Genomic DNA, 26,238 nt, shown 5'->3' with positions numbered 1-26,238 from the left:
ATCTCATTCTCCTTCTTGGTCGGCTTCGATCGAGGCCAGGATGGCCTGGATCGGAATACGTCCGTTGGCGATCAGCTGGCCTCCCGAGCGGCGTGCGGCGGAGGCGAAGGGCCCTGCCCACACGTTCTCCCAGACCAGCACCCCGGCTGTCGTGCCGGGCTCCATGGCGGCGGCCAGGTTGACGACGTCCTCTTCGGCGAGCAGGCCGGCCAGCTGCGCCTCTGCGGCGCGCAGTTCGCCGGCGTTCTCGAGGCCATCGACCTCGAGAACGTCGATCTCGCCGTCTGCCCCCTTGGTCAGGATGATCAGGTCCAGGACCCGGATGATCCCCGAGGTGACCAGCTTGTCGAGCTCGGCGGCCATCTCCCCGGTGAAGTGCGAGGTGGCCGGCGGGAACTCGACGACGAGGTAGTCGACCGGCCCCAGTTCGTCGGTGTCAGGCGATGTCATATCTGCCCTTCCGTTCTCTCGATGAGCACCCGTTCGATGTCGAGTGCCTCTTCGGTGGCTGTGATTCCGAGACCTCACGTTCGGACATGCCGGCCTGTTCACCCGGTCCAGCGCAGAGCGCCGACATGATGACGATGTTGACGGCGCGTTGACGGCGATGGAGATGGTGGCCCCGAACGTTGGAAGGGCGGCCAGAGGAAGCCGACGTTCGTGGCCGGCCCCGCGAGCGTGATTCCGAGCCACTGATACGACGCGCCACCGGCGAGGGCGATGAGGATGCGCTGAGTGCCCGTCCGCCTGCCAGCCTCGCACGGTGGCTGACGGCCCGCATCCTGGCCGAAGTCCCTGCATGAAGGTGACAGATGCCGTCTGCTTCGACCGTGAGATGCCGCCCGGACCTGCACACTTTCCCGATGGCCGAGGGCCAGGTCGTCGGGCACCGGGACCCGCCCCCCTCCGGCCCGAAGTCGCCCCCGCCGGTCGGCCAGGTGTCGAAGGGCCCGCCGGACCGGTCAGCAACGCCTGGCGGCTCGGCGAGTGTGCAACCCAGGTTGCGTGCGGCCAGACGTGCAAGAACGGGGGTCTCGCCACTTCGCTGGTGTGGACGAGGGCCGGCTCGGGCCGAAGCAGGTTCGCGCTTCCCTCTCGGCCGAGGGCCGGCAGCTCAGCCGTGGACCGCGGCGGAGGCAATCCGTAGATCCAGTCGGCGGGCCGCCCGCCGGAGCACCCCGGCCAGCAACGGGTTGGCGGCTCTCCACAGCGGCCGAACCGGCTGCCGCACATCCAGCGCGATGGTCCAGTGCAGCGTCGTGCCGCCGTACGGCGAGGGGGCCAGCCGCCACTCCTCCATCATCGCCCGCACGCCGGGCACCCCGGCCTCCTCCACGCGATAGGCGAAGCACCGCGCCGGGTCCCAGACCAATACCGTCTCCAGGGCCCGCATGCCGCCGACCAGCCGGAGCCGGCGGGCCGTGCCCACGCCGTACGGAGGGCCCCCACGTACGCCGCGGAGGCGAACCCCGGGAACCAGCGGGGCCAGCCGTCGGGCCTCGTTGCGAGCTCCCTGAAGACCGCGTCCGGTGGCGCCTCCAGCTGTGCGGCGAAGGACAACCGTAGCGGCGCACGGCCCAGGAACTCCAGCGCCTCGGATCGCAGATGCCAAACCGTCTCGCTGCCTTCCGTTCCGCGGACGGCGGCCTGCGAGCCACCTCGGACCACTGGTTCCACGGTATTCCACGAATGAGGGAACACGCGGGGGCGGTGCGGCCCCCACCAACGGGGCTGAGGCCACGCCCACAATCCCTTGTGCGCGGCCGGCGTGCCGGGGTGAACCGCTCGGCGGGGTTTGGGCCGGCCGAGTGACCGTCACGCCGACGCCGAACGGCAGCGGGGCGCACGCCAGGTGCGCAGCGATGCCACGTGGTATCACGTCGGGCAGACGCCGGTGAATCACCACGTTCCCGACGGACATCGATGCCGAGGAATTGATTCGCAATGTCGGCCGATAGTCCCGTCGGAGCACCGGGGACGCCATCGACTGATCCCTTCGCCCTGGTCAGGACCCGCGGCTACATCAGGCTCCTGGTCATGGCGGCGGTGCTCGGAGTGCCGATCTCCGTAGGCGCGTACGGCTTCCTCGCGCTGGTCGATGCGCTCCAGCCCTGGACCTACACCGACCTGCCCAAGGCGCTGGAGTTTCGGAAGACCCCACCCTGGTGGCCCCTTCCACTGCTCGCCATAGCAGGCCTGCTGGTCGGGGCGACCATCTGCTACCTTCCCGGGATCGGCGGCCACAAGCCGGCCGAAGGGCTGTCGGTGGCGGGCCCGCCGAAACCGCGTGAGCTTCCCGGCATCCTCATCGCGGCCGTGGCCACGCTGGGCCTCGGCGCGGTCCTCGGACCCGAGGCTCCGCTCATCATGCTCGGCAGCGGCGTCGCCCTCTGGCTGGTACGTCTACTGAAGCCGGACATGCCCCCGCAGGCCGGGGCCGTGGTCGGTGCCACCGGGAGCTTCGCAGCGGTCAGCACCCTGCTCGGTTCCCCCATCACCGGGGCCTTCCTCCTCATGGAGGTGTCGGGGATCGGCGGGCCGATGCTCGGGGTCGTGCTGGTGCCGGGCCTGCTCGCCGCCGACATCGGCTCGCTCGTCTTCATCGGCCTGGACAACTGGACCGGTCTCGGCACCTTCTAGCTGGCCATTCCGGACATACCACACGCCAACTCGCCCACCGTCGCCGAATTCGGCTGGGCACTCGTCATCGGACTCGCAATGGCCCTCGTCGGCACGGGCATCCGACGGCTCGCGCTGTGGCTGCAGCCGCGCGTCGAACGGCGCCTGCTTCCCGCCACCGTATTGATGGGCCTGGTGATCGGCGGGCTCGCCATCGCCTACTCCCAGGGCACCGGTAAGGCCGCGACCGAGGTGATGTACTCGGGGCAGGCCGCTCTGGGCCCGCTGCTCGCGAACAGCGCCGATTACACCCTCGGCACGTTGACGCTTCTCGTGGCCTGCAAGGGGCTCGCGTACTGCGTCTCGCTGAGCGCCTTCCGGGGTGGCCCGATCTTCCCGGCGATGTTCTTGGGGGCGGCGGGCGGCATCGCCATGTCACACCTTCCAGGGCTGCAGCTCACCCCGGCGTTCGCCATGGGCATCGGGGCCATGTCGGTCACCATGCTCAGGCTCCCGTTGACGTCGGTGCTCCTGGGCACCCTGCTGCTGGGATCGCAGGGTCTCACCGTCATGCCGCTGGTCATCGTCGCGGTGGTGGTCGCCTACGTCGTGATGCTCAGGCTCAGCCCGGCACCGACCGGCAGATCCGAGGCCGACGCTCGGACGGGCCCTGCCCCGGCATGACGCGCCGCAGGAGTTGCCGGCCGGCGTCGCCGTAGAGGACGTGCAGGCTGCCCTGCGGACACGAACGGTCCGGACGTCCTCGTCCCCGCTCCACCACCGAGCGCTCGCGCAACCACGAGGGGCCATCGGTGCCGTGGTGCCCCTTTAGGTGGGTGATCACTGCGGGTTCGGGGTACTACCCAGCATGATCACTGTTGGGGTCGAAGAGGAGTACTTGCTGGTCGCCCCGGAGACACTCCTTCCCACACCGCTCGTACAGGAGGTGCGTGCCACGGCCCGCCTGGCACCCATCGCGGAAGAGCGAGAGGTCCAGGACGAGCTGCTTCAGGCTCAGATCGAAGTCGCCACCCCCGTGTGCACGGCTCTCGAGGAGGTTGGAGGGCATCTTCTGCGGTTGCGCCACGCAGTCGCCTCCGCCGCGCAGGCGAACGGCTGCCGCATCGCCATCTCTGCCACCTCGCCGGTCAGGAATGCCGTACCCGTACCCATCACCAGCACGGCAAGGTACCTGAGGATGCAGCAAGAGGCCCGGTTGCTGGTCGACGAGCAGCTGATCTGCGGTATGCACGTCCATGTGGGGATGCCCGACCGCGAGACCGGGGTGGCTGTCCTGAACCGGCTGCGCGGCTGGCTCCCTACGCTGCTGGCGATGTCCGCTAACGGCCCCCTGTGGGATGGTCGGGACACCGGCTTCGCCAGCTGGCGCACGATCATCTTCGGCCGCTGGCCGGTCAGCGGCCCACCGCCGCACTTCGCGGGGCTCGCGGACTACGAGGCGCGGGCCGATGCGCTGGTGGAACCAGGGGTGATCCCGGACCGGGGGCAGCTGTACTGGCAGGCCCGGCTCTCCGAGCGCTACCCGACCATCGAGGTGCGCTGCTGTGACGTGCAACTGGAGGCGGACGACGCGGTCATGCTCGCCGGTGTCGTCCGCGGGCTCGCCGCCACCGCGATCACCGAGGAAAAGGCGGGAGTCGCTCACACGCCGTGCCGACCGGAACTCCTGCAAGCGGCGACGTGGCATGCGGCCCGGCACGGGATCAGCAGCACGCTGGTGGACCAGAAAGGGCGGCTGCGGAGCAGCGGAGACGTGCTGTGCGCGCTCCTGCGGTACATCGGCCCCGCTCTTGAGGACAACGGCGACCACCGCGAGGTGACCTCGCTCGTCCATCGGCTGCTCCAGCGGGGAACGTCGGCCGACCGCCAGCGCCGCGCCCTGGCGGAAGCCGGCCTCCCGGCGGTCGGTGCCCTGATCACCTCAGGAGCCACCACAGCCTGAGTCGCCGGCCAGCTGTGACCGGGATGCCGACGGAACCGGGGCGTTGCAGGCTCCACCGGGGTCCTCCCGGCCGAGCCGTCCGGATGACGTGCCTGCATCGACGGACGCCCCTGGCGGCCCGCGCCGTCTAAGAGTTCCGCGGGTGCAGGGCGGTGACCGGCATTGCGCGGCGCACGTGGGCCGCTCGAACCTTGCCCCGCGCGCAGGACCGGGAGGGGTTCTAAAGTTGAAGCAAGGCATGCGGGTGATCCGCGGGCACGCACTGTCACATGTCGTTCGCCTGCCCCTGACCCGCCCACATGACCGGCCCGCACGGCAGATCCGGTTGCCGAGCGGTTGCAGGATGTGCTGATCTCCGTCGCCCCCGTCGTGGGCACCGCCCGCAGTATGACGGCCGCCGGCAACACCATCGCGGCACTCGGCACCACCGATGCCGTCGCCGATGCCCAAGGACAGCTCTCGCAGAGCGAGGAGCCGAGCCGTTCCCGTCCTGAGGGCAGCAGAGCAGGCAGGAGTGCACTGATGTCCCAGAGTGCGACCACCGCGATGCGCGCGGTACCCCACAGCACACCCCAGGAACGCGCGGACCACGGCAAGGGGGCCCGGCGCCGCTCGCCGCGGTCCGGGCACGCCGAGTACCGGCCGTCTCCGGACAGGCGGGACCCACTGGCGATACTGGAGGAGCAGTCTGCGGCCCGGGTACCCGAGCTGGTCCCCATCCGCTACAGCAGGATGACGGAGTCCCCCTTCCGGTTCTACCGGGGAGCCGCCGCGATCATGGCCTCCGACCTGGCCGGCAGCCCGGACTCGGGGATCACGGCCCAACTGTGCGGGGACGCGCACCTGCTGAACTTCCGGCTGCTGGCCTCTCCGGAGCGCCAGCTGATGTTTGACATCAACGACTTCGACGAGACCCTGCCCGGTCCCTGGGAGTGGGACGTCAAACGGCTGTCGGCGAGTCTCGTCATCGCCGGCCGGGCGAACGGATTCGACGAGGCCGAGCGCGCGGGCATCGTGAGCTCTGCCGTGCGCTCGTACCGCGAGGCGATGCGCGGCTTCGCCGGCATGGGCAACCTCGACGTCTGGTACGCGAAGATCGACGCGGACAGCCTCGAGGCCCTGACCACCGGTCGGCTCGGCAAGAGCGGGCGGAAGAAACTGACCGGTGCCCTGGCGAAGGCTCGCACGCATGACACCCTGCAGGTCTTCGAGAAACTCACGGAACTGGTCGACGGCCGGCCGAAGATCGCGGCGGACCCCCCGCTGCTGGTACCGCTCGCGGACCTGCTGCCGGACGCCGAGCGCAGCACATTCGAGCGCCGGCTCCGCCGGCTGGTCGAACGCTACGGCCTCACGATGCCAACCGACCGGCGGGCGCTCCTGGAGGACTACCGGCTCGTCGACGTGGCCCGCAAGGTGGTCGGCGTCGGCAGCGTCGGAACCCGCTGCTGGATCCTGCTGCTGCTCGGCCGTGACGGCCAGGATCCTCTCTTCCTGCAGGCCAAGGAAGCCGACACCTCCGTGCTCGCCGCCCACATCGGCGCGAGCAGATACCGCAACCAAGGCGAGCGCGTGGTCTCCGGGCAGCGGCTGATGCAGGCGGCGAGCGACATCTTCCTCGGCTGGGAGCGGGTGGACGGGATCGACGGCAAGCAGCGCGACTTCTACATCCGCCAGTTGCGCGACTGGAAGGGCATCGCGATGCCGGAGACGATGTCGCCCGCACAGTTGGAGACGTTCGGTGAGGTGTGCGGCATCACCCTCGCCCGTGCGCACGCCCGGTCGGGAGACCGCATCGCGATCGCCGCGTACCTGGGCCGCAGCGAATCCTTCGACCGGGCGGTCGCCGCATTCGCCGAGGCGTACGCCGATCAGAACGAACGCGACCATCAAGCTCTGGTCGACGCGGTCCAAGCAGGCCGGCTGCCCGCACAGGAACTCCCCGCAGCCTGACCACCGCTGGGCACAGTCGGCGCCGGGCCACACCGGGGCCCGCCGGTGCTCGCGTCGCACTCGCTCCGGCCCGCCCCCTCCACCGGCGATCGCGGTCCGGACCATGAGGCCACGCTGTCAGGTCGGGTGCACGCGGTGCCGGACGCCGTCTCCAAGGCCGTCCTTGAGGTGGCGCAGGGTGGTGCTGAGTTCCTGCACCGGAAATCGGCGAAGGTGCGTCCCCCCGCGTCGCGATCCGGTCGAAGTCGTGGGCCTCGAAGTCCGGCCACGCGGCGGTCGTCGGTCGCGCGTCGGTTTCGGAGCGGACAGCTCGGCTGGTTCCACCGCCCCGAGCTCGCAGCGGCGGCCGTCCGATCCGCGCTACATGGCGATGTGCGGCGAAGGAGGCGAAAATGAGGTTGGCCGGACAAGAGCCACCCGCTCCGCGCACACGGCGCCGCCCGCGACACAGGGAAAGCGGCGCTCCACTCTCAGCGCACTCACAGCAGAGCACGGCAGCAGCGGGCTGCGGCAGCGAGGTGACCGGCGACCGGCGAACCTCTTTGCAGACTTCGGGAGCCGGGAGCCGGGGGCCGAGCGGGCCACGCAGGTACTCCCGCGGTTCAGTGAGAAATACAGGTGATCGCGCATGTGCCGATGGCTGGCTTACTCGGGAACACCCCTGCTGCTTGACACGATCCTCTACAAACCCACCCACTCGCTGATCGATCAGAGCCTGCACTCCAAACTGGGTGTCGAAACGACGAATGGTGACGGGTTCGGCGTCGGGTGGTATCCGCAGGGCAGTGACGGCACCCCGGCGCTCATGCGAGACGTCGGCCCCGCCTGGAACAACCGGAACCTGCGGGAGCTCGCGGACCACGTCACCTCGCCGTTGTTCTTCGCCCACATCCGGGCGTCGACGGGTACGGCGGTGCAGCAGACGAACTGCCATCCGTTCCGGCACGGCCGCTGGATGTGGATGCACAACGGCTCCATCGCCGGCTTCCACGCGATGCGGCGGGACCTCACCATGCTCGTCGATCCCGCGCTGTACTCGGGTATCGAGGGGACGACGGACTCCGAGACGATGTTCTACCTGGCGCTCACCTTCGGGCTGGAGGAGGACCCGCCGGGCGCCGTCGCCAGGATGGTCGGGCTGGTGGAACGCATCGGCCGCGAGCACGGCGTGGAGTACCCGATACAGATGACGGTCGCCGTCAGTGACGGGACGACCGTGTGGGCCTTCCGCTACTCCAGCCAGGGCGCCTCACGGTCGCTCTTCTACAGCACCCGCGTGGACGCACTGCGCAAACTGCACCCCGACATGGCGTTCCTTCAAGAAGTATCCGACGAGACCCGCCTGGTGGTGTCCGAACCCCTCGGCGATCTGCCGGGCGCCTGGCACGAGGTTCCCGAGAGCAGCTACGGCGTCGTACACGCCGGGGCCGACGAGTTGTGTGCCTTCACCCCAGAACCGGTATGACGCGGGGCCGCATTGTCACAGCCCCCGTCACAACCGACAGGAGACCTCCCATGAAGGACTCGATGAACCTGGCAGTGGACTACCCGCTGCTGAACATGTTCTGGACCATGATGATGGTCTTCCTCTGGGTACTCTGGTTCTTCCTGCTCTTCCGCGTCATCGGCGACATCTTCCGGGACGACGAGCTGAGCGGCTGGGGCAAGGCGGGATGGACCATCTTCGTGATCCTGCTGCCCTTCCTGGGTGTGTTCGTCTACCTGATCGCCCGCGGGCGCGGAATGGGCGAACGCGAATTGAAGCAGGCCCAGCGGAACGAGGAGCAGTTCCGCTCCTACGTGCACCAGAGCGCCGGGTCCGGCAGCCAAGCGGAGGAACTGTCCCGGCTAGCCGAGCTCAAGAACCGCGGCGAGATCACGGAAGCCGAGTTCCAGCAGGCCAAGCACAAAGTCCTCATGGCCTGATCGGGTCGCGGCGACCCGGACTGCGGAGACCGGTGGGTGGTACCCGCAAAAGCACCCGCGCCCGTATCTGCCAATCCTCGACTGCTGGCCTGTCGAGAGCTCCGGACGCCGAACTGTGGTCCACGGCGACTGCCCTCGTTGCCCCGTCGGATGCCTCCTGAAAAGCCCGGCAACCTCCCCTTGCAGATCACGGCCTTCGTGCTGGTCGTGTCCGCGTCCTGTGAGGTGTTAAGAGGCTGGCGTTCGTCCTCGCCTGGCTCGCCTGCCTCGTGACCGTAACCGCCCACAGACGCCGCCGGAGCCGCCGTACCACTGCCTCGTGCTCGGACTGAGGCTCATCGGCAGAGGCCTCCACCAACTCACAGGCTGAAGCCCACATCATGAAGGGAGGAGATGGCCGTGCGTCCGACCGTTCTCTTCCCCGTCAGGGGCAGGCGCTGGCCGGCTCATCGTGGACGAGGGCGCAGACCATCTGTGCGCCGCGGCGGTGATCCGGGTACTTCGCGATCAGCTCGGCTTTGAAGTCGTTCCACTGGCGCGTGATCTCGGCGGTGGCGCCGGCCGTCGCGTGGTGGAAGTTGTCACCCGTCCTGGAGCGGGTCGACGCGGCGGTGTCCTTGTTCAGGGCACGGTTGTGGGTGACGCGCCCGTCGCAGTCGGCGGGCTTGAGCCCGGTGGAATCGATGTCGGTGTAGCAGCCGGTGGCGAGGTCCGCAGGGATACGCTCACGCGCGTCGCGGGTCCAGTCGGCGTCCTTCATGGCGCTGTAGCGGCGGATGTCGAGGAACGGTGCGACGTCCGTACGTTCCAGGCGGGGCGGGTTGTCGAGGCCGACCGGGCCGGGCGCGGGCCGGTCGCTCCAGTTGGAGTGCGCATAGAAGTCCTCGATCTGGTGCCAGCCGCGGCCGAGCTGTTCGAGGACGGCGCACTTGGCCCGCCCGGGTTTCCCGTTCCATGTGCAGTGCGAGGACAGGTCGCTCTGGTCGGCCCGCACCGTGCCGTCGGCGTCCACGAGGCCGTCGGCCGCCTCGACCGCGTTGCGGAAGCGGGTGACGGAGGTACGGACGCACGCGAGGAGCTCGGTGGTCGCCTCATCCCGGGTGCGGGGGTAGTCGGAGGCGTGGCGGGGCGCCAGATAGTCGGCGTTGTCGCAGTGCAGGGGGCCGACGTCGAAGTACGGGGGGCGGTCGTTGCCGTTGATCGCCCCGACGTGGGCGTCGGCCATCTCGGTCAGTGTGATGGACTCCCAGGGCAGTGCGGCCCGGGTGATGTCCTCGTGATTGTCACCGGTGAAGCTGTGGGCGGGGCCGATCGGCACGATGGCCAGAGCGGCCGTCAGGAGGGCCGCGAGAGCCGTGCAGGACGTTCGGGGCAGGCCGGGTGGCACCGGGCGTCGGCGGATCCCGGAGCTCTCCTGGCCGGCACCCGTACGGGAGCCGCTCGACGGGGATCCCGGTCCGACGCTGGACGCGGAGGCCTTCGAACGCCTCTCCGGCCGCGAGAGCACAACCATGCCTCCATGCTGCGCGTCCGCACGCGGCTCCGCATTCGTTGTCTCTTTCATGGCCCTGAAATGCGGCTCCTGGCCTCCGGCTCCGGCCTGGCACATCAGCGATCCTGAAGGCGCGTCCGCGGTGCCTGACGGCCATCGGGCACCGGCGCCCGCGTACGGGCGCCCGGACATACCTCGTCAGGCGGTGTCCCCCGGGATGCCCGACCGCCCCGCCGTTCCACCACTGCGCATCGGCCGGCTGTCCGCCCCCGGGGGGGGAGGGGAGACGCTGCTGCGGATCACGGAGCTCTCCCCACAGTGCGTGATCACGACACTACGATCTGGTCCATGTCCCACCGAATGCCCTCGTCGTGGTCGACGCCGAATCCGAAGCGACGCGATATGCCGAGTCGTTCCTCGTCTGGTCGGCCCGCAGCAAGCTCGCCGTCCCCGCCCCAGATCGTCGGCCAGCCGAGCAGTCGGGAGCCGGCACCCGCATCTGACCCAACAGGCGTTCCCGCGCCGCACGGGTCACTGAGCGCCCGTCACTTCGAGGCTCAGCCGACCCCGACCGGCGGCTTCAACTCCGTGCTTTGTTGACTGTCCACAACGCTGCGCACGGACTTCCGCGACACACCGGCCGCAGGCCGCGGCCTCGACCGAGAGCCCACCTGGAGCTGCCCGCGACCGCCGAAGAGCCCTGGACCAGGCCCCTCGGCATGACGTTCCTCTGCCAGGAGGCGCGCCCAGACTCCCCCCTCGACATCTAACTACTCGTCAGTAAAGTCAGCAAAGGGTCAGCATTCGCCCGACTGGACCTGACCACAGCCTGCTTCACTTGAGACTCGACCTCAAGATCGGGAAGCGCTCCCAGAGGCCTCGTCGGCGCCCGACGGACCTCCGGCAGCGGAGGGACGGCGCGGCCACTACACCGGGCCCCACCTTCAGGTCATACGCGCAGTTCAGCGCACTCTTCCCCTAGTCTTCAGGCGAGTTGGGGGGGAGTTCCGGAGCCAGAATCGGAGCGCCGTCGTAGCCCTTCACCTCGCCGTAGCGGGTGCCATTCATCCAGTCTTCGCGGAAGCCTGCGATATCCTCTTGGGACCGTCCGATCCAGTTCCAGAACATGGCGATCCTCGAAAGATCCGCCACCTACAGGCCCACCTCCAACGGCGCCGACAGGGGAAGCTCGGTGATCCACAGCCATTCGATGCAGGCCTGGCCCGGGATGAGCAAGACCGCCCATTCGAAGTCCGGATCGTACGGTAGGCGAGTCGTGGCGCTCACCGCGACGGCTGGGTAGGCGGCGCTCGCCCCGGGCAGGTGACCCGTTGATCCAGTGCGAACGGTCTTGAACCGCCCTCCGACTCCAGCGGCGGTGGTGACACACCTGATGACACAAGATATAACTTCGCGTGACGGCCGTCAGTCGCGGAAGCCTCACCTCCGATGCAGCGGCGTACGGGGTCCGGCGACCACAACCAGCACTCGCCGTTCCGGTGCTGGTTCGGTGCTGACTGCCCTCACTCAAAAGAACGGAAAGCACAGGTCATAGCGCCGGTCGGATGAGTTGTCGTACCACTCGATGGTGGTCCCGATGAGGCTGGCGGCGACGATTCTACGGATTCCGGTTGCCGATGGTGCGGCTGTTGCGGGGGCGGTCATGTGCACCACTTCCGGGGTCTGCGGGGACGTTTGGTGTGGCCACACCGTAGAAGCCCACAGGTCGGCGGCGTATGTGGCGGGACATCACATTCAGGCACCACCTTGTGTACCCCACCACCACACCGCCGCCTTGGACACCTGGAAGGCTTCCGGAACCCCCGGCCGACGCCTGCCGCAAACGCGTGGATCAGCCCGTCTTGCACCCTCCGTGGTGGCTCCCGTGCAGGTTCGGTGCTGACCACGCAGCGTTGAACCCGGTCGTTCACGGGCGGATCGGATTGGCGCCTCGCGTCCGGCGATACGGCCGGACGGTCGAGACCGGTCGCATCGCGATCGCGCCACCGGGCGTCAGGCCGCTTGGACCACGGCCTCGAACTCGAGCGGCAGGCTCAGCTCGGTCTCGCGCGTGAAGACCGAATCCATCAAGGCCCTCAGACGCCCCGGGGCGTCCGACATCACGTGCGCGTACGTCTCGTGGGTGATGCGTGGATTCCGGTGCCCCAGCCACTCGGCCATCTCCGTTACCGGTGCACCCTTGGACAGACCCGCCGAGGCGAAGAAGCGGCGCAGCCAGTGCGGGGTGATCTTCCTTGTGATGCCCGCGCTCTGCTTGGCTGTCCGCCACAGACGGTCGACGAGCGCGTACATGCGGATGTTTGTGCCACCGACGTTCGAGAAGAGGTAGTCGCCCGGGAGCCGGTTCACCGCGTCCCTGGCGCGAAACGTTCCATACCGCTGGAGGTGCTCCTGCACCCTGGCAGCGATGCTCGGCGGCAGCGGGACCGCTCGGCCCTGCCCCGCTTCCATGTGGACCAAGTGCAGCGGGACCTCGCGCAGTACGGCCTCGCACGCGGCCCAGGCGGCCGCTGCGAAACCTTCCCGGGATCCGTCCAGACCCACGGTGACCTGAGCCGTCATGGCGTGCCTCCGCGATGCGACGACGGGGCATGGGCCGGATGAGTTCAGCCCGGTGGGGCCTTCAGCTTCGCGCTCCGGCTGCGGATTCGTGAGGGGCCAACAGGGTCAGACAGCTGCCCGAAGGGCCCACGCCCACGGCCGACGGATCGCCCACAGTGGCAGCAACCGACCGGAACCGGAGGTACCGCCATGACCGACACTGCACCGGAAGGGACTGGTAAGCGGCTGCCCGGAGAGGCCCACCGGCTCGACGTCACCCACGTCGAAGGCGACGTCTACGTGGTCGACGTGCGCGGGCACCGCCTCCGTGTCGACCAGCCCACGGACGCGGGCGGGGCGGACACCGCGCCCACGCCGACCGAGCTGTTCGCAGCGTCCCTGGCTACGTGTGTCGCCTTCTACGCGGGGCGCTACCTGCTCCGCCACGGCATGCCGTGCGACGGGCTGGGCGTGCGGGCGGAATTCGACATGGCCACCGACCGCCCTGCCCGGGTGGCCGCGGTGCGCATGATGATCGTGCCGCCGCCGCAGCTGCCCGCAGAGCGGCGCGCGGGCCTTCTCGCCGTCGCCTCGCACTGCACCGTCCACAACACGCTCCAGCGATCGCCGGACATCGGCATCGAGCTCGCACCGTAGCCGCCCCGCTCACAAGGCGGGCGGACAGGCATCCTCGGCCGGGGCCTCGCCGCCGGCGGTTCCGTCGCCAGGTAGGAGTGAGGCGATGGTGCGGCTACTTCGCGCGCCGGCCCACATGGGTTTCGAGCAGCCACAGGGTGCCGTGTTCGATCGTGAACTCGACGTCGCACACATCGCGATAGTGCTCTTCCAGCTGCTCCATGCATCCGCACAAGCGATCGAACGAGGCCGGGTCCAGCGTAGCCAGCTCCTGGAGCGGCAAGCTGTTGCGGACGCCCGAGTCGACATCCTCGCCCTGCGCGTTCGGCAGGTACTTGCCGTACAGCCCTGAACGCCCGGCGGTCGGATCCCGGCTGAACACGACGCCGCTGCCGGAGTCGGCTCCGAGATTGCCGAAGACCATGCTCTGGACGGTGACCGCCGTTCCGGACCGGCACGCGGTGAGGACCGCCTGCCACAGCTGCTCGGCCGGGTCCTGCGGAAACGCCCGGCCGGTGCGTTCGAGAATGAGGTCCTTGAACGTTTCGACAACCCGTATGAGGTCGCAGGTGTCCAGCCTTGAGTCGTCCGCGACCTGGTGCTGCAGCTCAATACGCCGGAGCACGTCTTCGAACAGTGAACTTTCGACACCCATGGCCGTACTGCCGAACATCTGCACAAGACGTCGGTAGGAATCCCAGCCGAACCTGTCCCGGTCGGGCACCCTGGCCAGTCCCAGCACGGACAGGTCATTCAGGCCGATGTCCAGGATGGTCTCCGTCGTGCCCGGCATGAAGTGCCCGGCACCCGACCTGACCGACAGTAGAAGCGGGTTGTCCACCTGCCCCAGCCTCTTGCCGGCAGCCTGCTCCACCGCCGCCAAGTGCTCGCTGACCTCGCCTTCCAAGCCCTCCGGCGGCTCACCGGTGGCCAGGAAGGCACGGCAGGCATCGACGGTGATGGTGAAGCCCGGCGGAACCGGCAATCCCAGGCACGTCATCTCCGCGAGATTCGCGCCCTTACTTCCGAGGAGCGCGGCCATGCCCCGGCCGCCCTCGTTGAAGTCGTACACGTACGAACCCATCCCTGCCACCAACCCCTTCGTCGACCCCCCTCCTCTCGGGGCGCTGATCGTGTCCGCGCGGACACCCGTCGTGCCGCGCGAACGCAACCGCTGGTTCCATGGCATGCGCTGCCTTCTCTGTTCTCAGTCTGTCTGGCGGGTCGGCCTCCAGGAGGGGCCGGTTGGCCCTTCCTGTGGCCAGTGGGCCCTCAAGCCACTCCCCGCCTACAGACTCGATATCGCGACCCTTCATCTGCGGCCTGCCTCCGCCCGCGCTCCGTATGGAGGATCACGAACCGCACGCCGCCTGTCGCGGCCTGTACCGTCCCCGAGGGAGGGGTTCAGGTCTCTCCCGGTCCCGGCCGGCCGTGCCCTGGCCCGTGCGCGCGCAGTGCGGTCAGACGTTGTTCGTACTCTTCTTCGTCGATCTCGCCTCGGGCGAACCGTTCGGCGAGCACCTGCTTGGCGGAAGGCGCGGCCGGGGGCTGCACCGGGCCCGAGGGGAAGCGGTCGGCACTGCGGAGGAGCAGTGCGACTCCCGCGACGGCCAGAGCCACGAGGAGGACCATGCTGAACGTCATGGCGACCCAGCCCCATCCGCCCATTCCGTGGTCGTACCAGAACATGGCTCACGCTCCTGTTGCGATGGTCTGGGACACGGCCCGCAGGGCATGTCCCCCATGTCCTCACTGTCCGTCGGCCCGTGTCGTCCGGGCATGGGCTGGTCGGGGTCGCAACCAGGGCCGTTAGTCCTATGCTCAGGGCCGTGCCCGCCTCGAGACGGGAGGACCCGAACGAAGGCCGCAATGGGCACACCTTCCCGCCCCGGGCGCCACCGCAAGAGTCGGCTCTTCACCACAGAAGTTGTGCCGGAAGCCGAGTGCCGACAGCAATGACGGCCGTGGAACGGCGGGTGGGCGCGGTGACGACATGGTGTCCCTCCAGGGTGGCCTGGCGGGCCGATTGAGGCGAGGCCGACCTGGTGAGGAGGGCGTGAGTATGTCGGAGCGGGAGCAGGGGCTGGGCGACGTTCAGCGTGCGCACTGGCAGCAGATCTACGGCTGGCATCCCGGCATGTACGGGGAGGAGCCATCCGATCCGGCGATCCACGCCGCTGCCGTCTTCGGGGCCGCCGGGGCCCGGAAGGTGCTGGAGCTGGGTGCCGGCCATGGCCGTGACGCGCTGTACTTCGCCCGCCAGGGGTTCTCCGTGTTGGCCACCGACTTCAGCCCGGTGGGTCTGGAACAGTTGCGTGAAGCCGCCGCGGCCCAAGACGTCACGGAGCGGGTCACTACAGCGGTCCATGACGTCCGCGAGCCTCTGCCGCTCGCGGACGCCGCGGTGGATGCCGTGTTCGCCCACATGCTGCTCTGCATGGCGCTGTCCACCCAGGAGATCCACGCCTTGGCCGCCGAGGTGCGACGGGTACTGCGGCCGGGCGGAGTGTTCGTCTACACCGTCCGCCACACCGGGGACGCCCACTACCAGGCCGGTGCCGGGCACGGAGACGACATCTGGGAACACGGCGGCTTCGCCGTCCACTTCTTCTCCCGCGACCTGGTCGACGCCCTCGCCGGAAGCTGGACTCTGGTCGAGGTCGCCGCCTTCGAGGAAGGCGGCCTCCCCCGGCGGCTGTGGCGCGTCACGCAGACCGTCCCTCGGTGAGCACCGCCTGAAGGCTCAGCGCTGTCCGCTCTCGGGTTCCGGTTCGGCTTCCGTCGTACCGCCACGATGCTCGGTGCACCCGATGGCGGGCGTCGTCACGCAGTCCTCAACGCACGGGGACCGTGATCACCGGGCAGTGCGCCCGGTGCAGCAGCCCGTGGACGACCGATCCGAGTCGCATGCCCGTGTAACCTCCCTTGCCTCGACGGCCCACGACCACGGCGAGGGCGTGCTCGGCGGCACCGGCGAGCTCCTCCACCGGGTGCCCGGACAGCACCTCGTGCGTCAACACGACGTCCGGGTACTCCTGCGACCAGCCTGCCGTCGTCTCGGACAGCATGCGTCGTTGCCCTTGGAGCGCGGCCTCCTCGTCGTGGTGCAGGAAGAGCGGGGGCTCCCACACCGACACGGCACGCAGCCTGGCCCCCCTGAGGTCGGCCTCTTCGAAGGCCAGCGCGAGGGCCGCCTTCGAGGAATCGCTCCCGTCAATGCCCACCACCAGGTAGGGCGGCTGTTGCGTGACGTGCTCGGCGTCGCCCACGACGATGACCGGACACTGCGCCTGGGCGCTGACGGGAACAACCAGGGAACCGGCGCTGAGGAACTCCGAAGTCCGGCTCAGGTGACGGGAGCCGAGCACGATCATGCGGGCCCGCCTCGACAGACGACCGATCTCCGGGGCGGGGAACCCCTCGACGAGATCCACGACCGATTCGACCTCCGGGTGTCGCTCCCTGCTCCAGGCGGCAGCCTCGCCGAGGGTGTCCGCGGCCACCTGGTGCAAGGCGATGCTACGCGGTGTGTCGTCGACGTGTTGCGTGTCGTGCTGAGGAGGTACGGCTACCACGAGTCGCAGCCGTAGCCGGCGTCGCCCGGCCTCGTCCACCGCCCAGGCCAGGGGAAGACGCCAGTCCCTGGCCGGGTCGATGGCGACGACGATCTCCTCGTGTGCGCCCGCGTCGCTCACGATTCGCTCCCGTTCTCGTCCGTGTGGCGCGGAATGAGCTCTACGGGGCAGTGGGCATGATGGACGAGGCTGTGCGTGACCCGTCCGAGGGTGGGCCCGAGGTAGCTGGGTGCCCTTCGGCCGCCCATCACCAGCAGGTCCGCCCGGCGCGAAGCCTCGACCAGGACAGAAGCCACTGACGTGCTCTTCTCCGCGTCACCCTGCACGGCCAGGTCCGGAAACTCCTGGCGCACCCGGTCCGCCACCGCGTTCAGGTGATGGACCTGCTCGTTGGCGATTTCCTCCACGTCGTCGAGCAGGGTCACGACCTCGCCGACGGACTGCAGGATGTTCCACACGTGCAGCAGCCGCAGTGAGCCCTCGCGGATCTGTGCCTCGCGTGCGGCGTACCGTGCGCAATCGAGGTCGTGCTCGTCACGGACGGCGGCGAGCACCGCGCCCGTCCCAGCGCCGTTCTCGGTGCCCCTGACGATGATGACGGGCGTCTTCGCCCCCGCTGCGACCCTGAGGCCGACCGATCCGAGCATGAGGGAGCTGAAACCGCCCAGCCCCCGGCTGCCGACCACGATGGTGCCGTCGGGGCCCGCGGCCTGATGGAGGCTCGGGACCGGTGCCCTGCGGCTGAACTCGGCGTTGACTTGCAGGCCGGGAAACCGCTCCGTGACTGCGGCCACCGTGGCATCCAGTAGTTCCCGGCCCGCCTGGCGGACATGCTCGATGCTCTTCGCCGAGACGTAGAGGACCCGGCCGTCCGTGTCGGACCCGTGCACGATGCGCAGCGGGCACTCGCGGCGCGCGGCCTCCGCCGCCGCCCAGAACGCTGCCCACCGGGCCGGTTCGGAGCCGTCGACACCGACGACGACGGCGCCGAGTTCCGAGCTGCTCGTGGTGCCTTCCATGGTTCCTCCTCAGGGAGCCGCCAGGGGTCGGGCTCTCCGGTCGGCTCTTCTGACTTCTCGGTCAGGACGGCCCTTCAGTACCTGGCAGGGACCGGTGGTCCTGGTTCATGCAATCCCGCGCCGCAGGTGCGGCACAGGTCCGATCGGGCCCGGCTCCGGACCATTCGGCCCTCCTCGTCTCTTGGCACGGGGCGGATCGTGGTTATCGGCGTCCTCCGGCGTTCCCGTCCGGGTGGATCGCCGTGACGGCAGGAGGTGCCTCATGAAGCACATCAAGGTCGGAGACCTGATGACCGACGAGGTCGTCTCGGTCGTGACGTCCACCCCTTTCAAGGATGTCGCGAAGCTGCTCGCTCAGCACGACATCAGCGGACTGCCGGTCCTCGACGACGAGGACCGGGTGCTCGGCATCGTCTCCGAGAGCGACCTGATCGGCCTCGCAGCCGCCGATCACGCACCGGTGGGCGAGGAGCCCGATACCGGCCGGGGCGGGGCCCCATTCCCGTCCGAGGTGACCTTCACCGCTGGTGAGGCCATGTCCGCACCGGCGGTGACGGTTCACGCGGACGAGACCGCGGCAGGAGCCGCCCGGCTGATGGCCCGCCGCGGCGTCGAGCGACTGCCGGTCGTGGACGACGAGGACCGACTCGTCGGCATCGTCACCCGCCGTGACCTGCTCTGGCTCTTCCTGCGACCGGACTCGGAGATACGTCACCGCGTAGTCGCGGACATACTCGTGGACACGATGGGGCTGAGCGCCGATGCGGTCACCGTCCACGTGGTCGACGGCATCGTGACACTGGAGGGCCGGCTGGAGAAACAGAGCCAGATTCCGGTCCTGATCCGCCTCACCAGCCAGCTGGACGGTGTGGTCGCAGTCGCCTCCCGCCTGGCGGCTACCCACGATGGCTCCCTGCCCACCCCACCGCACCGCACCGCCTACGGGATGTCCCTGTAACGGCGACGTCCCGTGTCGCCCATCTGGGGGAATCTCCGACGCCCGCTCGCTGCGTTTACGGCCGTCACCCGACGTGACGCTGTCTCCTTGATGGTTCCAAGGCAAGGAGAAGGACCCGGCCATGGATTACTCGATCATCCGCAAGCAGCCCGGCCCCGGTGTCGTCTTCATGCTCCAGGACTACGAGCGGGCCCGCGCGGACTTCAACTGGGAAACGGCCAGGTCCTTGCTGTCCGGGCTGCCTGGAGGCGGGCTGAACATCGGCTACGAGGCCGTCGACCGGCACCTGGCGGCAGGCCGGGGCGGGCGGGAAGCACTCCGCTGCATCGCACCCGACGACACCGTCACCCGCCTCACCTACGGCGAGCTCGGAGGCCTCACCGGCCGCTTCGCCAACGTCCTCACCTCCCTGGGCGTGGACCGACAAGAGAGGGTTTTCACCCTCTTGGGCCGCTGCCCCGAGCTGTACACGACCGTCTTGGGCACGCTGCGCAGCGCACGCGTGCTGTGCCCGCTCTTCTCGGCCTTCGGCCCCGAGCCCGTGCGCCAGCGGCTGGAGCTGGGCGATGCCCGGGTCCTTGTCACCACCGAGGCGCTGTACCGGCGCAAGGTCGAGGAGAACAGGCACCGCTTGCCTCATCTGGACCATGTCCTGCTCGTGGGTCCGGTGACCGATCCGCCGCCTGGCACGCTCTCCTTCGCCGCACTCATGGACGAGGCTCCGGAGGAGTACACGGTGCCGGCCACCGATCCGGAGGACATGGCGCTGCTGCACTTCACCAGCGGTACGACCGGTACCCCGAAGGGCGCGGTCCACGTGCACGAAGCGGTTGTGGCCCACCACGCGACGGCGGCCTTCGCGCTCGATCTGCGCCGGGAGGACGTGTACTGGTGTACGGCGGACCCGGGATGGGTGACCGGTACCTCGTACGGGATCATCGCCCCGCTCACGCACGGCGCGACCGTCATGGTCGACGAAGGGGACTTCGACGTCCACCGCTGGTACCGCATCCTCGACAACCATCGGGTCACCGTCTGGTACACGGCACCGACCGCCATCCGCATGCTCATGCGTGCAACCCCCAGGGACGGCACCCGGGATCTGCCCGGGCCGTACGACCTGTCGGCTCTGCGCTTCATCGCAAGCGTGGGTGAACCGCTCAACCCGGAAGCCGTCCTGTGGGGGCAGGAGGTACTCGGCCTGCCGATCCACGACAACTGGTGGCAGACGGAGACCGGGGCGATCATGATCGCCAACTTCGCGGCCAGCGACATCCGGCCCGGCTCCATGGGACGGCCTCTGCCCGGTGTGGAGGCCGCGTTGCTCGAACGCGGCGAGGACGGACGCGCCGAGGTCGCGGGAGGCCGCGTTCGGGTCATCACCGAGGCTGACGTCGAGGGAGAGCTGGCGCTGCGTCCGGGCTGGCCCTCCATGTTCCGGGGCTATCTGAACGAGGAGGCCCGTTACCGGGCCTGCTTCGCAGACGGCTGGTACCTCACCGGCGACCTTGCGAAACGCGACGAGGACGGGTGGTTCTGGTTCGTCGGCCGCGCCGACGACGTCATCAAGTCGGCAGGACACCTGATCGGACCGTTCGAGGTGGAGAGCGCGCTGATGGAGCATCCCGCTGTCGCGGAGGCCGGTGTGATCGGCCGCCCGGACCCGGTCGTGGGAGCCGTCGTCAAGGCATACGTCTCCCTCCGTCCCGGGCTCTCCCCCGACGCGTCCCTCAAGCGAGAACTTCTGGCGTTCGCACGCAGGCGGCTGGGCCCCGCGGTGGCGCCCAGAGAGATCGAGTTCGAGCAGAACCTCCCCAAGACGCGCAGCGGCAAGGTGATGCGCCGCCTGCTGCGCGCCCGGGAACTGGGATTGCCCGAAGGTGATCTGTCCACGCTGGAGAACCCCGGATGACCCGCTCGTGAGAGAAGGCGGAACCATGAGCAGCACCACCCCGCAGCCCGAAGGAAAGGCCCGGAGCGCAGCACGCAGGAGCGGGCACAAGAAGGGACCCGCCACCACCGCCCGCGGCGCTCCCGACGGGCATCCCGCACCCGGGCACCACCTGTCCCTGCTCCGCCGGATGCTTGCCATCAGACGGTTCGAGGAAAGGTGCGTGGAGCTCTACAGCGGCGCGAAGATCCGTGGGTTCGTCCACCTCTACATCGGTGAGGAAGCCGTCGCCGTGGGCGTCAACCAGGCACTGCGCGAGGAGGACGCGGTGGTCTCCACCTACCGCGAACACGGGCATGCCCTGGCTCGCGGAGTCTCCGCCGACGCCGTGATGGCCGAGATGTACGGCAGGGCCACCGGCTGCAGCCGCGGACGCGGCGGCTCCATGCACCTGTTCGACGCCACGCACCGCTTCTACGGGGGCAACGCGATCGTGGCCGGCGGCCTGCCCCTGGCCGCCGGACTCGCACTCGCCGACCGGATGCGCGGCAGCACCCGCGTCACCTGCTGTTTCTTCGGGGACGGAGCTTTCGCCGAAGGCGAGTTCCACGAGACGGCCAACCTCGCGGCCCTGTGGCGGCTGCCCCTGCTGCTGGTCTGCGAGAACAACTTGTACGCCATGGGCACGAGCCTGGCCCGGGAGCACGCCCAGACCAACCTCGCCATGCGTGCCGCCTCCTACGGAATGCCCGCGTGGACGGTCGACGGCATGGACGTCCTCGCCGTCGAAGCGGCCGCACTCAGGGCGGCGGAGTCCGTGCGCGCAGGCAACGGACCGCACTTCCTCGAGGCACAGACCTACCGGTTCCGCGCCCACTCCATGTACGACCCTGACCGGTACCGGGCCAAGTCCGAGATCGAGGAATGGAAGGGACGCGACCCCCTCAAAGGACTGGCCGAACTGATGCGTTCCGAAGGGCAGCTCGACGACCGGGTGATGGAAGAACTCGACAAGGAAGTACTCGCCGAGATCGACCAGTCCGTACAGCGGGCCGAGAAGGCCCCGCTCGAACCGGTCTCGGACCTGCTCCGCTTCGTCACGAGCGAAACCGGGGGCGCGGCATGAGCACACGGAAGGCACCGACCGGGACTTCCCGGCCGACCACCTATCGGGAGGCGCTCCGTGAGGGGCTGCGCGAAGCCCTGCTGCAGGACGAACGGGTCTTCCTCATGGGCGAGGACGTGGGCCGGTACGGCGGATGCTTCGGCGTCAGCCTGGGCCTGCTCGAAGAGTTCGGACCTGACCGTATCCGCGACACGCCTTTGTCCGAATCCGGATTCGTCGGCGCGGGCATCGGCGCCGCACTCGGCGGGATGCGGCCCGTGGTCGAGATCATGACCGTCAATTTCAGTCTCCTGGCCCTGGACCAGATCCTCAACAACGCGGCCACACTGCTCCACATGTCGGGCGGGCAGCTGAGCGTCCCCGTCGTGATCCGCATGACCACCGGGGCAGGCCGACAGCTCGGCGCCCAGCACTCCCACAGCCTCGAAGGCTGGTACGCCCACATCCCCGGCATCAGGGTGCTGGCACCCGCGACGGTCGACGACGCGCGCCACATGCTCGCAGCCGCCCTCGCGGACCCCGATCCGGTGCTGCTCTTCGAACACGGCAGTCTCTACAACGCGGAGGGCTCGCTGGACGCCACCGTTGATGCCGTCGATCTCGACACGGCGGCCGTACGCCGGTCGGGTACGGACGTCTCGGTGATCACGTACGGCGGCTCTCTGCCGAAGGCCATGGCCGCAGCGGAAACCCTTGCCGGGGAGGGCATCAGCGCGGAGGTCGTGGACCTACGCACCCTGCGCCCCCTCGACGACGCCACCGTCATGGCGTCCGTCGGCCGAACCCACCGGGCCGTGATCGTCGACGAGGCATGGCGCAGCGGCAGCCTGGCCGCGGAAATCTCGTCCCGCATCACCGAGCAGGCGTTCTACGAGCTCGATGCCCCCGTTCAGCGCGTATGCAGCGCGGAGGTCCCCATTCCCTATGCACGGCAGCTCGAAGAAGCGGCGCTTCCCCAGCCCGCGACCATCGTGGACGCCGTGCGCCGGACGGTGACCTGACATGGCCGACTTCACCATGCCCTCCCTCGGCGCGGACATGGACGAGGGCACCCTCGTGGAGTGGCTGGTAGGCCCCGGTGACACCGTCACGAAGGGCGATGTCGTCGCCGTCGTGGAAACCGCGAAGTCGACGATCGAGGTCGAGTGCTTCGACTCGGGAACGGTCGGTGCACTCCTCGTCGACCCGGGTACCACCGTGCCGGTCGGTACACGGATGGCCGTCATCAACACGGGAACTGAGCCTCCGGCCGCCGTCCCTGCCCCTGCCCCTGCCCCTGCGAAGCAGCCGACGGCCCCGGCCTCCGAACTGCGAGCCGCCACGGGCAGCACCACCACCGCGGCCGGGGACACCGTGTCCTCTCCCCTGGTGCGGCACTTGGCCGAGCAGAAGGGCATCGACCTGTCATCCGTGCACGGCTCCGGCAAGGGCGGTCGCATCACCCGTTCCGACGTGGAGCACGCACCGACCGAAGGGCCGCATCGGGTGAAGGCCTCGCCTCTCGCCCGTCGGCTGGCCCGGTCGGCGGGCGTCGACCTGGGTGCGCTCCGGGGAACCGGACAGGGCGGCACGATCCGGGCCGACGACGTACGTGCTGCCACGGCGGGCCCTCCGGCACATGCGGTCCAAAGCGAACCAGCGCGCCCGTCTTCGGCGACGGCCGAGCCCGCAGCTCCGGCGCGTGCGGCGATCTCGGCTCTGATGAGCCGCGCCAACCGCGAGATCCCGCACTACTACCTGTCGACGAAGATCGATCTGGCCGTCGCGATGGCATGGATGCGCGACCGGAATGCGAGCAGGCCCGTGGCGGAACGGTTCGTGCCGGCGGCCCTGCTGCTCAAATCGGTTGCCCTGGCTGCACGCCAAGTACCGGAACTGAACGGCTACTGGAAGGACGGAGCGTTCGTCCCCTCGCACACCCTGCGACTCGGTGTCGCGGTGTCCCTGCGCGGTGGAGGCCTCGTCGCGCCGGCGCTGACGGACGCCGACACGATGCCGCTGCCGGAGCTCATGGCGACGCTGAAGGGACTGGTCTCACGGGCGCGCGGCGGCCGACTGCGGGCTTCGGAGACGGCCGACCCAACACTGACGGTGACCAACCTCGGCGATCAGGGGGTGGAGGCGGTCTTCGGGGTGATCTACCCGCCGCAGGTCGCGCTCGTCGGTCTGGGGCGTGTCATCGAGCAGCCGGTAGCCGTGAACGGGATGCTCACGGTGCACCCGACCGTCACGGCCACGCTCTGCGCAGATCACCGTGCGAGCGACGGTGCCACGGGGGCGCGTTTCCTGACGTCCATCGACCGCCTGCTCCAACGACCGGAGGAACTGTGAACCGTGACGAGGCCCTCGTACTGATCAAGGACGTCCTGACAGATGCGGTTCCCGGCGCCGACGCGGCCGCTCTCCCTCAGGACGAGAACTTCCGGGACAGCCTGGAGATGGACTCGCTCGACTTCCTCAACTTCATCGAGGCGCTGAGCGGGCGCACCGGTCTCGCCCTGCCCGAGACCGACTATCCGGCGTTGAACACGTTGGACGGCTGCGCGGACTACGTCGCCTCACACACGTCCGTGAAGTAGCGGGGGCTGATCGGTCCCACATGGGGCCAGTCGGCCCCTCCTCGGTCGCCGCGCCGCAGGTGACGCTGGAAGAGGGCCACGGTCCTGCGGCACCCAAGGAGGTCTCGCCATGAAGCACCATGTGACCGTCGGCGTCGACGGCTCTCCCGAGAGCCGGGCCGCGGCCCGTTGGGGCGCCCGGGAAGCGGTCCTGCGGGAAGTGCCGCTGAGGCTCGTCCACGCTGTCGACTGGCTGATCAGCCCCTCGGTACCGGCGCCGGGCCGCGAAGCGGCCGACCGTTGGGCCGACGAGGTGCTCACCGAAGCGGAGGAGGACGTGCGACGCCGGCATCCCGGGCTGGAGGTCTCGACCAGATGCCTTTCCGGCAGGCCGGCGGCAGCCCTGGCCGCGGAGGCGGCCGACGCCGGGCTGCTCGTACTCGGCTCCCGCGGGGTGGGATGCCTGGTGGGATTCCTCATCGGCTCGGTGAGTTTGTCGACACTCGTGGCCACCGAGACGCCGGTGGTGCTCGTCCGCGAGTCGGACGCGCCCGAGGCGGCCCAGCCCACCCGCTACGGGCAGATCGTCCTGGGCGTCGACATCCACGAGGCAGCGGACAAGGTACTGGCCTTCGCCTTCGAGGAGGCCGACCGTCGCGGCTGCGCCCTGCGTGCGATCCACGGCTGGAAGATGCCGTCCATGTACCAGTACGCGCCCTTCTTCGACCCGGAGAACGAGCGGGAGATCGGCCGGACCATCACCGTGATGCTCGACGAGATGCTGATGCCGTGGCGGCACAAGTTCCCGTCCGTTTGCGTCACCCACGAGGCGTTCGAGGGGCCCGCACCCGAGCAGCTCGTCCGGGCCGCGGCAAGCGCGGACCTGATCGTCGTGGGTCGCCGCCTGCGCCGCTCGCCTCTGGGCGTGCATCTGGGGTCCGTGGCTCATGCGGTCCTGCACCACGCCGCTGCGCCCGTCGCGGTCATCGCTCACGGCTGACGGCTGACGGCGGACGGCGGACGGCGGACGGCCCCATTCACAAGGAGATCGGACCATGTCTCATCGCACTGTCGCAGACGTCATGACCCGGAACGTGGCCACGGCGAGCCCCGAAGCCTCACTCAAAACGGTCGCCCGGAGCCTCAACGACAACGGGGTCTCGGCCCTGCCCGTCGTGGACACCCGTCGCCACCCGATCGGCATCGTCTCGGAAGCCGACCTGCTCCGCAGGCAGGCCGGACTGCCCGACACCGAAGGACGCGACCCCATGCACACCGCGACGCCCGGGGACCGTGCCTCCATGGGCGCCCGGACCGCCGGCGATCTGATGTCCACTCCCGTCCTGACCGCCCGGCCGGAGTGGGGCATCGTCGAGACGGCCCGCTTCCTGCACGAGCGAGGCGTCAAGCGCCTGCCGGTGGTCGACGAGACCGGAACCCTGGTGGGCATCGTCAGCCGCACCGACCTGCTGCGCCCCATGCTCCGCAACGATGACGCCATCCGCGACGAGATCGTCGACGACGTCCTGGGCCGGACCCTCAGGATGACCCCGGGAGGCGTTGCGGTGGCCGTGAGCGAAGGGGTCGTCTCGTTGAGCGGCCGGGTCGAGGAGCGGTCGGCCATTCCGGTCGTCGAACGGCTGTGCCGGTCGGTCGACGGGGTCGTCAGCGTGGACCAATCCCTTGGTTACGCGGTCGATGACCTGTCTCCTGTTGCCGACCCTCACGATGCCCGGCATTGAATCCTCGCGACATGGGCGGAAAGAGCCCGTCCGCTTCTCGCGGATCCCGATCGTGCGGTGCGCGGCCACCAGCCGCTTCTCCGCATCCTCTCAGGGACTCTTTCCGCCAATTTCACAAAAGCACGCCCGACACCTGGACAACAGGGCCGATCAGCCCGAAATGATCCCCTGACGGCCCTACCGCCAGGCGGGCACAGGTGTCCACGATCGGACGTATC

At 69.2% G+C, this 26,238-nt stretch carries 22 protein-coding genes and 2 pseudogenes; 15 read left to right on the top strand and 9 right to left on the bottom strand.

Annotation, left to right across the window (positions count from 1 at the left end):
• Nucleotides 1–3 precede the first annotated feature (3 nt).
• Nucleotides 4–450: a DUF6325 family protein gene (locus Sspor_RS38870; RefSeq protein ID WP_202203320.1), complete on the bottom strand. Its 447-nt coding sequence runs from the start codon at nt 448–450 to the stop codon at nt 4–6.
• Between the two features lie 664 nt (nt 451–1,114).
• Nucleotides 1,115–1,921 carry an SRPBCC family protein gene (locus Sspor_RS40920; RefSeq protein WP_237404450.1) on the bottom strand — a complete coding sequence of 269 codons (807 nt, stop codon included), beginning with the start codon at nt 1,919–1,921 and terminating at the stop codon, nt 1,115–1,117.
• A 23-nt stretch (nt 1,922–1,944) separates the two neighbouring features.
• Here Sspor_RS40920 and Sspor_RS38860 point away from each other — a divergent pair.
• The 5 genes and pseudogenes from Sspor_RS38860 to Sspor_RS38840 all read left to right on the top strand — a co-directional run bounded on the left by Sspor_RS38860 (nt 1,945) and on the right by Sspor_RS38840 (nt 8,461).
• A pseudogene (locus Sspor_RS38860) lies at nt 1,945–3,303 on the top strand (chloride channel protein).
• Between the two features lie 184 nt (nt 3,304–3,487).
• Nucleotides 3,488–4,582, top strand: a complete 1,095-nt coding sequence (locus tag Sspor_RS38855) for a carboxylate-amine ligase (protein ID WP_202203318.1) — start codon at nt 3,488–3,490, stop codon at nt 4,580–4,582.
• Nucleotides 4,583–5,104: 522 nt separating this feature from the next.
• Nucleotides 5,105–6,535: a DUF2252 domain-containing protein gene (locus Sspor_RS38850; protein WP_202204117.1), complete on the top strand. Its 1,431-nt coding sequence runs from the start codon at nt 5,105–5,107 to the stop codon at nt 6,533–6,535.
• A gap of 628 nt (nt 6,536–7,163) precedes the next feature.
• Nucleotides 7,164–8,000, top strand: coding sequence for a class II glutamine amidotransferase (locus Sspor_RS38845; RefSeq protein WP_202203317.1), 837 nt, complete (start codon nt 7,164–7,166; stop codon nt 7,998–8,000).
• Nucleotides 8,001–8,050: 50 nt separating this feature from the next.
• A complete protein-coding gene (locus Sspor_RS38840; protein ID WP_202203316.1) occupies nt 8,051–8,461 on the top strand; it encodes an SHOCT domain-containing protein in 411 nt (136 codons plus the stop codon).
• A 424-nt stretch (nt 8,462–8,885) separates the two neighbouring features.
• Here the strand turns inward: Sspor_RS38840 and Sspor_RS38835 are convergent, their stop codons facing one another.
• The 3 genes from Sspor_RS38835 to Sspor_RS38825 form a co-directional block, all read right to left on the bottom strand.
• A complete protein-coding gene (locus Sspor_RS38835; RefSeq protein WP_202203315.1) occupies nt 8,886–9,974 on the bottom strand; it encodes a hypothetical protein in 1,089 nt (362 codons plus the stop codon).
• Nucleotides 9,975–10,931: 957 nt separating this feature from the next.
• The gene (locus tag Sspor_RS38830) at nt 10,932–11,105 is read right to left on the bottom strand and encodes a pirin (RefSeq protein WP_237404226.1); all 174 of its coding nucleotides are present in this window, start codon (nt 11,103–11,105) and stop codon (nt 10,932–10,934) included.
• 861 nt (nt 11,106–11,966) lie between these two features.
• Nucleotides 11,967–12,536, bottom strand: coding sequence for a tyrosine-type recombinase/integrase (locus Sspor_RS38825; protein ID WP_202203314.1), 570 nt, complete (start codon nt 12,534–12,536; stop codon nt 11,967–11,969).
• Between the two features lie 189 nt (nt 12,537–12,725).
• On the opposite strand from Sspor_RS38825, the gene Sspor_RS38820 reads away from it, so the two are divergent.
• Complete coding sequence (locus Sspor_RS38820) at nt 12,726–13,172, top strand: OsmC family protein (RefSeq protein WP_202203313.1); 447 nt, start codon at nt 12,726–12,728, stop codon at nt 13,170–13,172.
• A 103-nt stretch (nt 13,173–13,275) separates the two neighbouring features.
• Here Sspor_RS38820 and Sspor_RS38815 read toward each other — a convergent pair.
• Nucleotides 13,276–14,235 (bottom strand): annotated as a pseudogene (locus Sspor_RS38815) (PEP/pyruvate-binding domain-containing protein); the annotation flags it as partial.
• 320 nt (nt 14,236–14,555) lie between these two features.
• Nucleotides 14,556–14,840 carry an SHOCT domain-containing protein gene (locus tag Sspor_RS38810; protein WP_202203312.1) on the bottom strand — a complete coding sequence of 95 codons (285 nt, stop codon included), beginning with the start codon at nt 14,838–14,840 and terminating at the stop codon, nt 14,556–14,558.
• A 373-nt stretch (nt 14,841–15,213) separates the two neighbouring features.
• On the opposite strand from Sspor_RS38810, the gene Sspor_RS38805 reads away from it, so the two are divergent.
• On the top strand, nt 15,214–15,879 hold the full coding sequence (locus Sspor_RS38805; protein ID WP_202204116.1) for a class I SAM-dependent methyltransferase: 666 nt from the start codon (nt 15,214–15,216) through the stop codon (nt 15,877–15,879).
• 106 nt (nt 15,880–15,985) lie between these two features.
• Here Sspor_RS38805 and Sspor_RS38800 read toward each other — a convergent pair whose 3' ends face one another.
• On the bottom strand, nt 15,986–16,846 hold the full coding sequence (locus Sspor_RS38800; protein ID WP_202203311.1) for a universal stress protein: 861 nt from the start codon (nt 16,844–16,846) through the stop codon (nt 15,986–15,988).
• A complete protein-coding gene (locus Sspor_RS41775) occupies nt 16,843–17,745 on the bottom strand; it encodes a universal stress protein (RefSeq protein ID WP_202203310.1) in 903 nt (300 codons plus the stop codon). The genes Sspor_RS38800 and Sspor_RS41775 overlap by 4 nt, the downstream gene beginning before the upstream one ends.
• 262 nt (nt 17,746–18,007) lie before the next feature.
• Here Sspor_RS41775 and Sspor_RS38790 point away from each other — a divergent pair, with 262 nt between their 5' ends.
• From Sspor_RS38790 to Sspor_RS38755, 8 genes are all read left to right on the top strand, one after another.
• A complete protein-coding gene (locus Sspor_RS38790) occupies nt 18,008–18,703 on the top strand; it encodes a CBS domain-containing protein (RefSeq protein WP_202203309.1) in 696 nt (231 codons plus the stop codon).
• Nucleotides 18,704–18,824: 121 nt separating this feature from the next.
• Complete coding sequence (gene acsA / locus Sspor_RS38785; RefSeq protein ID WP_202203308.1) at nt 18,825–20,615, top strand: acetate--CoA ligase; 1,791 nt, start codon at nt 18,825–18,827, stop codon at nt 20,613–20,615.
• Between the two features lie 25 nt (nt 20,616–20,640).
• Nucleotides 20,641–21,720: a pyruvate dehydrogenase (acetyl-transferring) E1 component subunit alpha gene (pdhA, locus tag Sspor_RS38780; RefSeq protein WP_202203307.1), complete on the top strand. Its 1,080-nt coding sequence runs from the start codon at nt 20,641–20,643 to the stop codon at nt 21,718–21,720.
• Nucleotides 21,717–22,721, top strand: a complete 1,005-nt coding sequence (locus Sspor_RS38775) for an alpha-ketoacid dehydrogenase subunit beta (RefSeq protein ID WP_202203306.1) — start codon at nt 21,717–21,719, stop codon at nt 22,719–22,721. Before pdhA ends, Sspor_RS38775 begins: the two co-directional genes overlap by 4 nt.
• Before the next feature lies 1 nt (nt 22,722).
• On the top strand, nt 22,723–24,051 hold the full coding sequence (locus tag Sspor_RS38770) for a dihydrolipoamide acetyltransferase family protein (RefSeq protein ID WP_202203305.1): 1,329 nt from the start codon (nt 22,723–22,725) through the stop codon (nt 24,049–24,051).
• Complete coding sequence (locus tag Sspor_RS38765) at nt 24,048–24,299, top strand: acyl carrier protein (protein ID WP_202203304.1); 252 nt, start codon at nt 24,048–24,050, stop codon at nt 24,297–24,299. The genes Sspor_RS38770 and Sspor_RS38765 overlap by 4 nt, the downstream gene beginning before the upstream one ends.
• Nucleotides 24,300–24,408: 109 nt before the next feature.
• Entirely contained in the window at nt 24,409–25,278 is an 870-nt protein-coding gene (locus Sspor_RS38760) for a universal stress protein (protein ID WP_202203303.1), read from the top strand.
• Between the two features lie 55 nt (nt 25,279–25,333).
• Nucleotides 25,334–26,020 carry a CBS domain-containing protein gene (locus Sspor_RS38755; protein WP_202203302.1) on the top strand — a complete coding sequence of 229 codons (687 nt, stop codon included), beginning with the start codon at nt 25,334–25,336 and terminating at the stop codon, nt 26,018–26,020.
• Nucleotides 26,021–26,238: the final 218 nt, after the last annotated feature.

Origin of the sequence: Streptomyces spororaveus (assembly GCF_016755875.1) — a bacterium.
Classification (GTDB): Bacteria; Actinomycetota; Actinomycetes; order Streptomycetales; family Streptomycetaceae; genus Streptomyces; species Streptomyces spororaveus.
Note: the sequence above shows the minus strand (reverse complement) of the source record. Positions and strands in the feature narration are given on the sequence as shown.

Excerpts from the sequence above, each read along its gene's own strand:
- Sspor_RS38805 (WP_202204116.1), top strand. The coding sequence starts at position 15,214 with ATGTCGGAGCGGGAGCAGGGGCTGGGCGACGTTCAGCGTGCGCACTGG.
- Sspor_RS38850 (WP_202204117.1), top strand. The coding sequence starts at position 5,105 with ATGTCCCAGAGTGCGACCACCGCGATGCGCGCGGTACCCCACAGCACA.
- Sspor_RS38870 (WP_202203320.1), bottom strand. The coding sequence starts at position 450 with ATGACATCGCCTGACACCGACGAACTGGGGCCGGTCGACTACCTCGTC.
- acsA (WP_202203308.1), top strand. The coding sequence starts at position 18,825 with ATGGATTACTCGATCATCCGCAAGCAGCCCGGCCCCGGTGTCGTCTTC.
- Sspor_RS38770 (WP_202203305.1), top strand. The coding sequence starts at position 22,723 with ATGGCCGACTTCACCATGCCCTCCCTCGGCGCGGACATGGACGAGGGC.
- Sspor_RS38835 (WP_202203315.1), bottom strand. The coding sequence starts at position 9,974 with ATGGTTGTGCTCTCGCGGCCGGAGAGGCGTTCGAAGGCCTCCGCGTCC.
- Sspor_RS40920 (WP_237404450.1), bottom strand. The coding sequence starts at position 1,921 with ATGTCCGTCGGGAACGTGGTGATTCACCGGCGTCTGCCCGACGTGATA.
- Sspor_RS41775 (WP_202203310.1), bottom strand. The coding sequence starts at position 17,745 with ATGGAAGGCACCACGAGCAGCTCGGAACTCGGCGCCGTCGTCGTCGGT.
- Sspor_RS38810 (WP_202203312.1), bottom strand. The coding sequence starts at position 14,840 with ATGTTCTGGTACGACCACGGAATGGGCGGATGGGGCTGGGTCGCCATG.
- Sspor_RS38825 (WP_202203314.1), bottom strand. The coding sequence starts at position 12,536 with ATGACGGCTCAGGTCACCGTGGGTCTGGACGGATCCCGGGAAGGTTTC.
- Sspor_RS38760 (WP_202203303.1), top strand. The coding sequence starts at position 24,409 with ATGAAGCACCATGTGACCGTCGGCGTCGACGGCTCTCCCGAGAGCCGG.
- Sspor_RS38855 (WP_202203318.1), top strand. The coding sequence starts at position 3,488 with ATGATCACTGTTGGGGTCGAAGAGGAGTACTTGCTGGTCGCCCCGGAG.
- Sspor_RS38790 (WP_202203309.1), top strand. The coding sequence starts at position 18,008 with ATGAAGCACATCAAGGTCGGAGACCTGATGACCGACGAGGTCGTCTCG.
- pdhA (WP_202203307.1), top strand. The coding sequence starts at position 20,641 with ATGAGCAGCACCACCCCGCAGCCCGAAGGAAAGGCCCGGAGCGCAGCA.
- Sspor_RS38820 (WP_202203313.1), top strand. The coding sequence starts at position 12,726 with ATGACCGACACTGCACCGGAAGGGACTGGTAAGCGGCTGCCCGGAGAG.
- Sspor_RS38845 (WP_202203317.1), top strand. The coding sequence starts at position 7,164 with ATGTGCCGATGGCTGGCTTACTCGGGAACACCCCTGCTGCTTGACACG.
- Sspor_RS38775 (WP_202203306.1), top strand. The coding sequence starts at position 21,717 with ATGAGCACACGGAAGGCACCGACCGGGACTTCCCGGCCGACCACCTAT.
- Sspor_RS38755 (WP_202203302.1), top strand. The coding sequence starts at position 25,334 with ATGTCTCATCGCACTGTCGCAGACGTCATGACCCGGAACGTGGCCACG.
- Sspor_RS38840 (WP_202203316.1), top strand. The coding sequence starts at position 8,051 with ATGAAGGACTCGATGAACCTGGCAGTGGACTACCCGCTGCTGAACATG.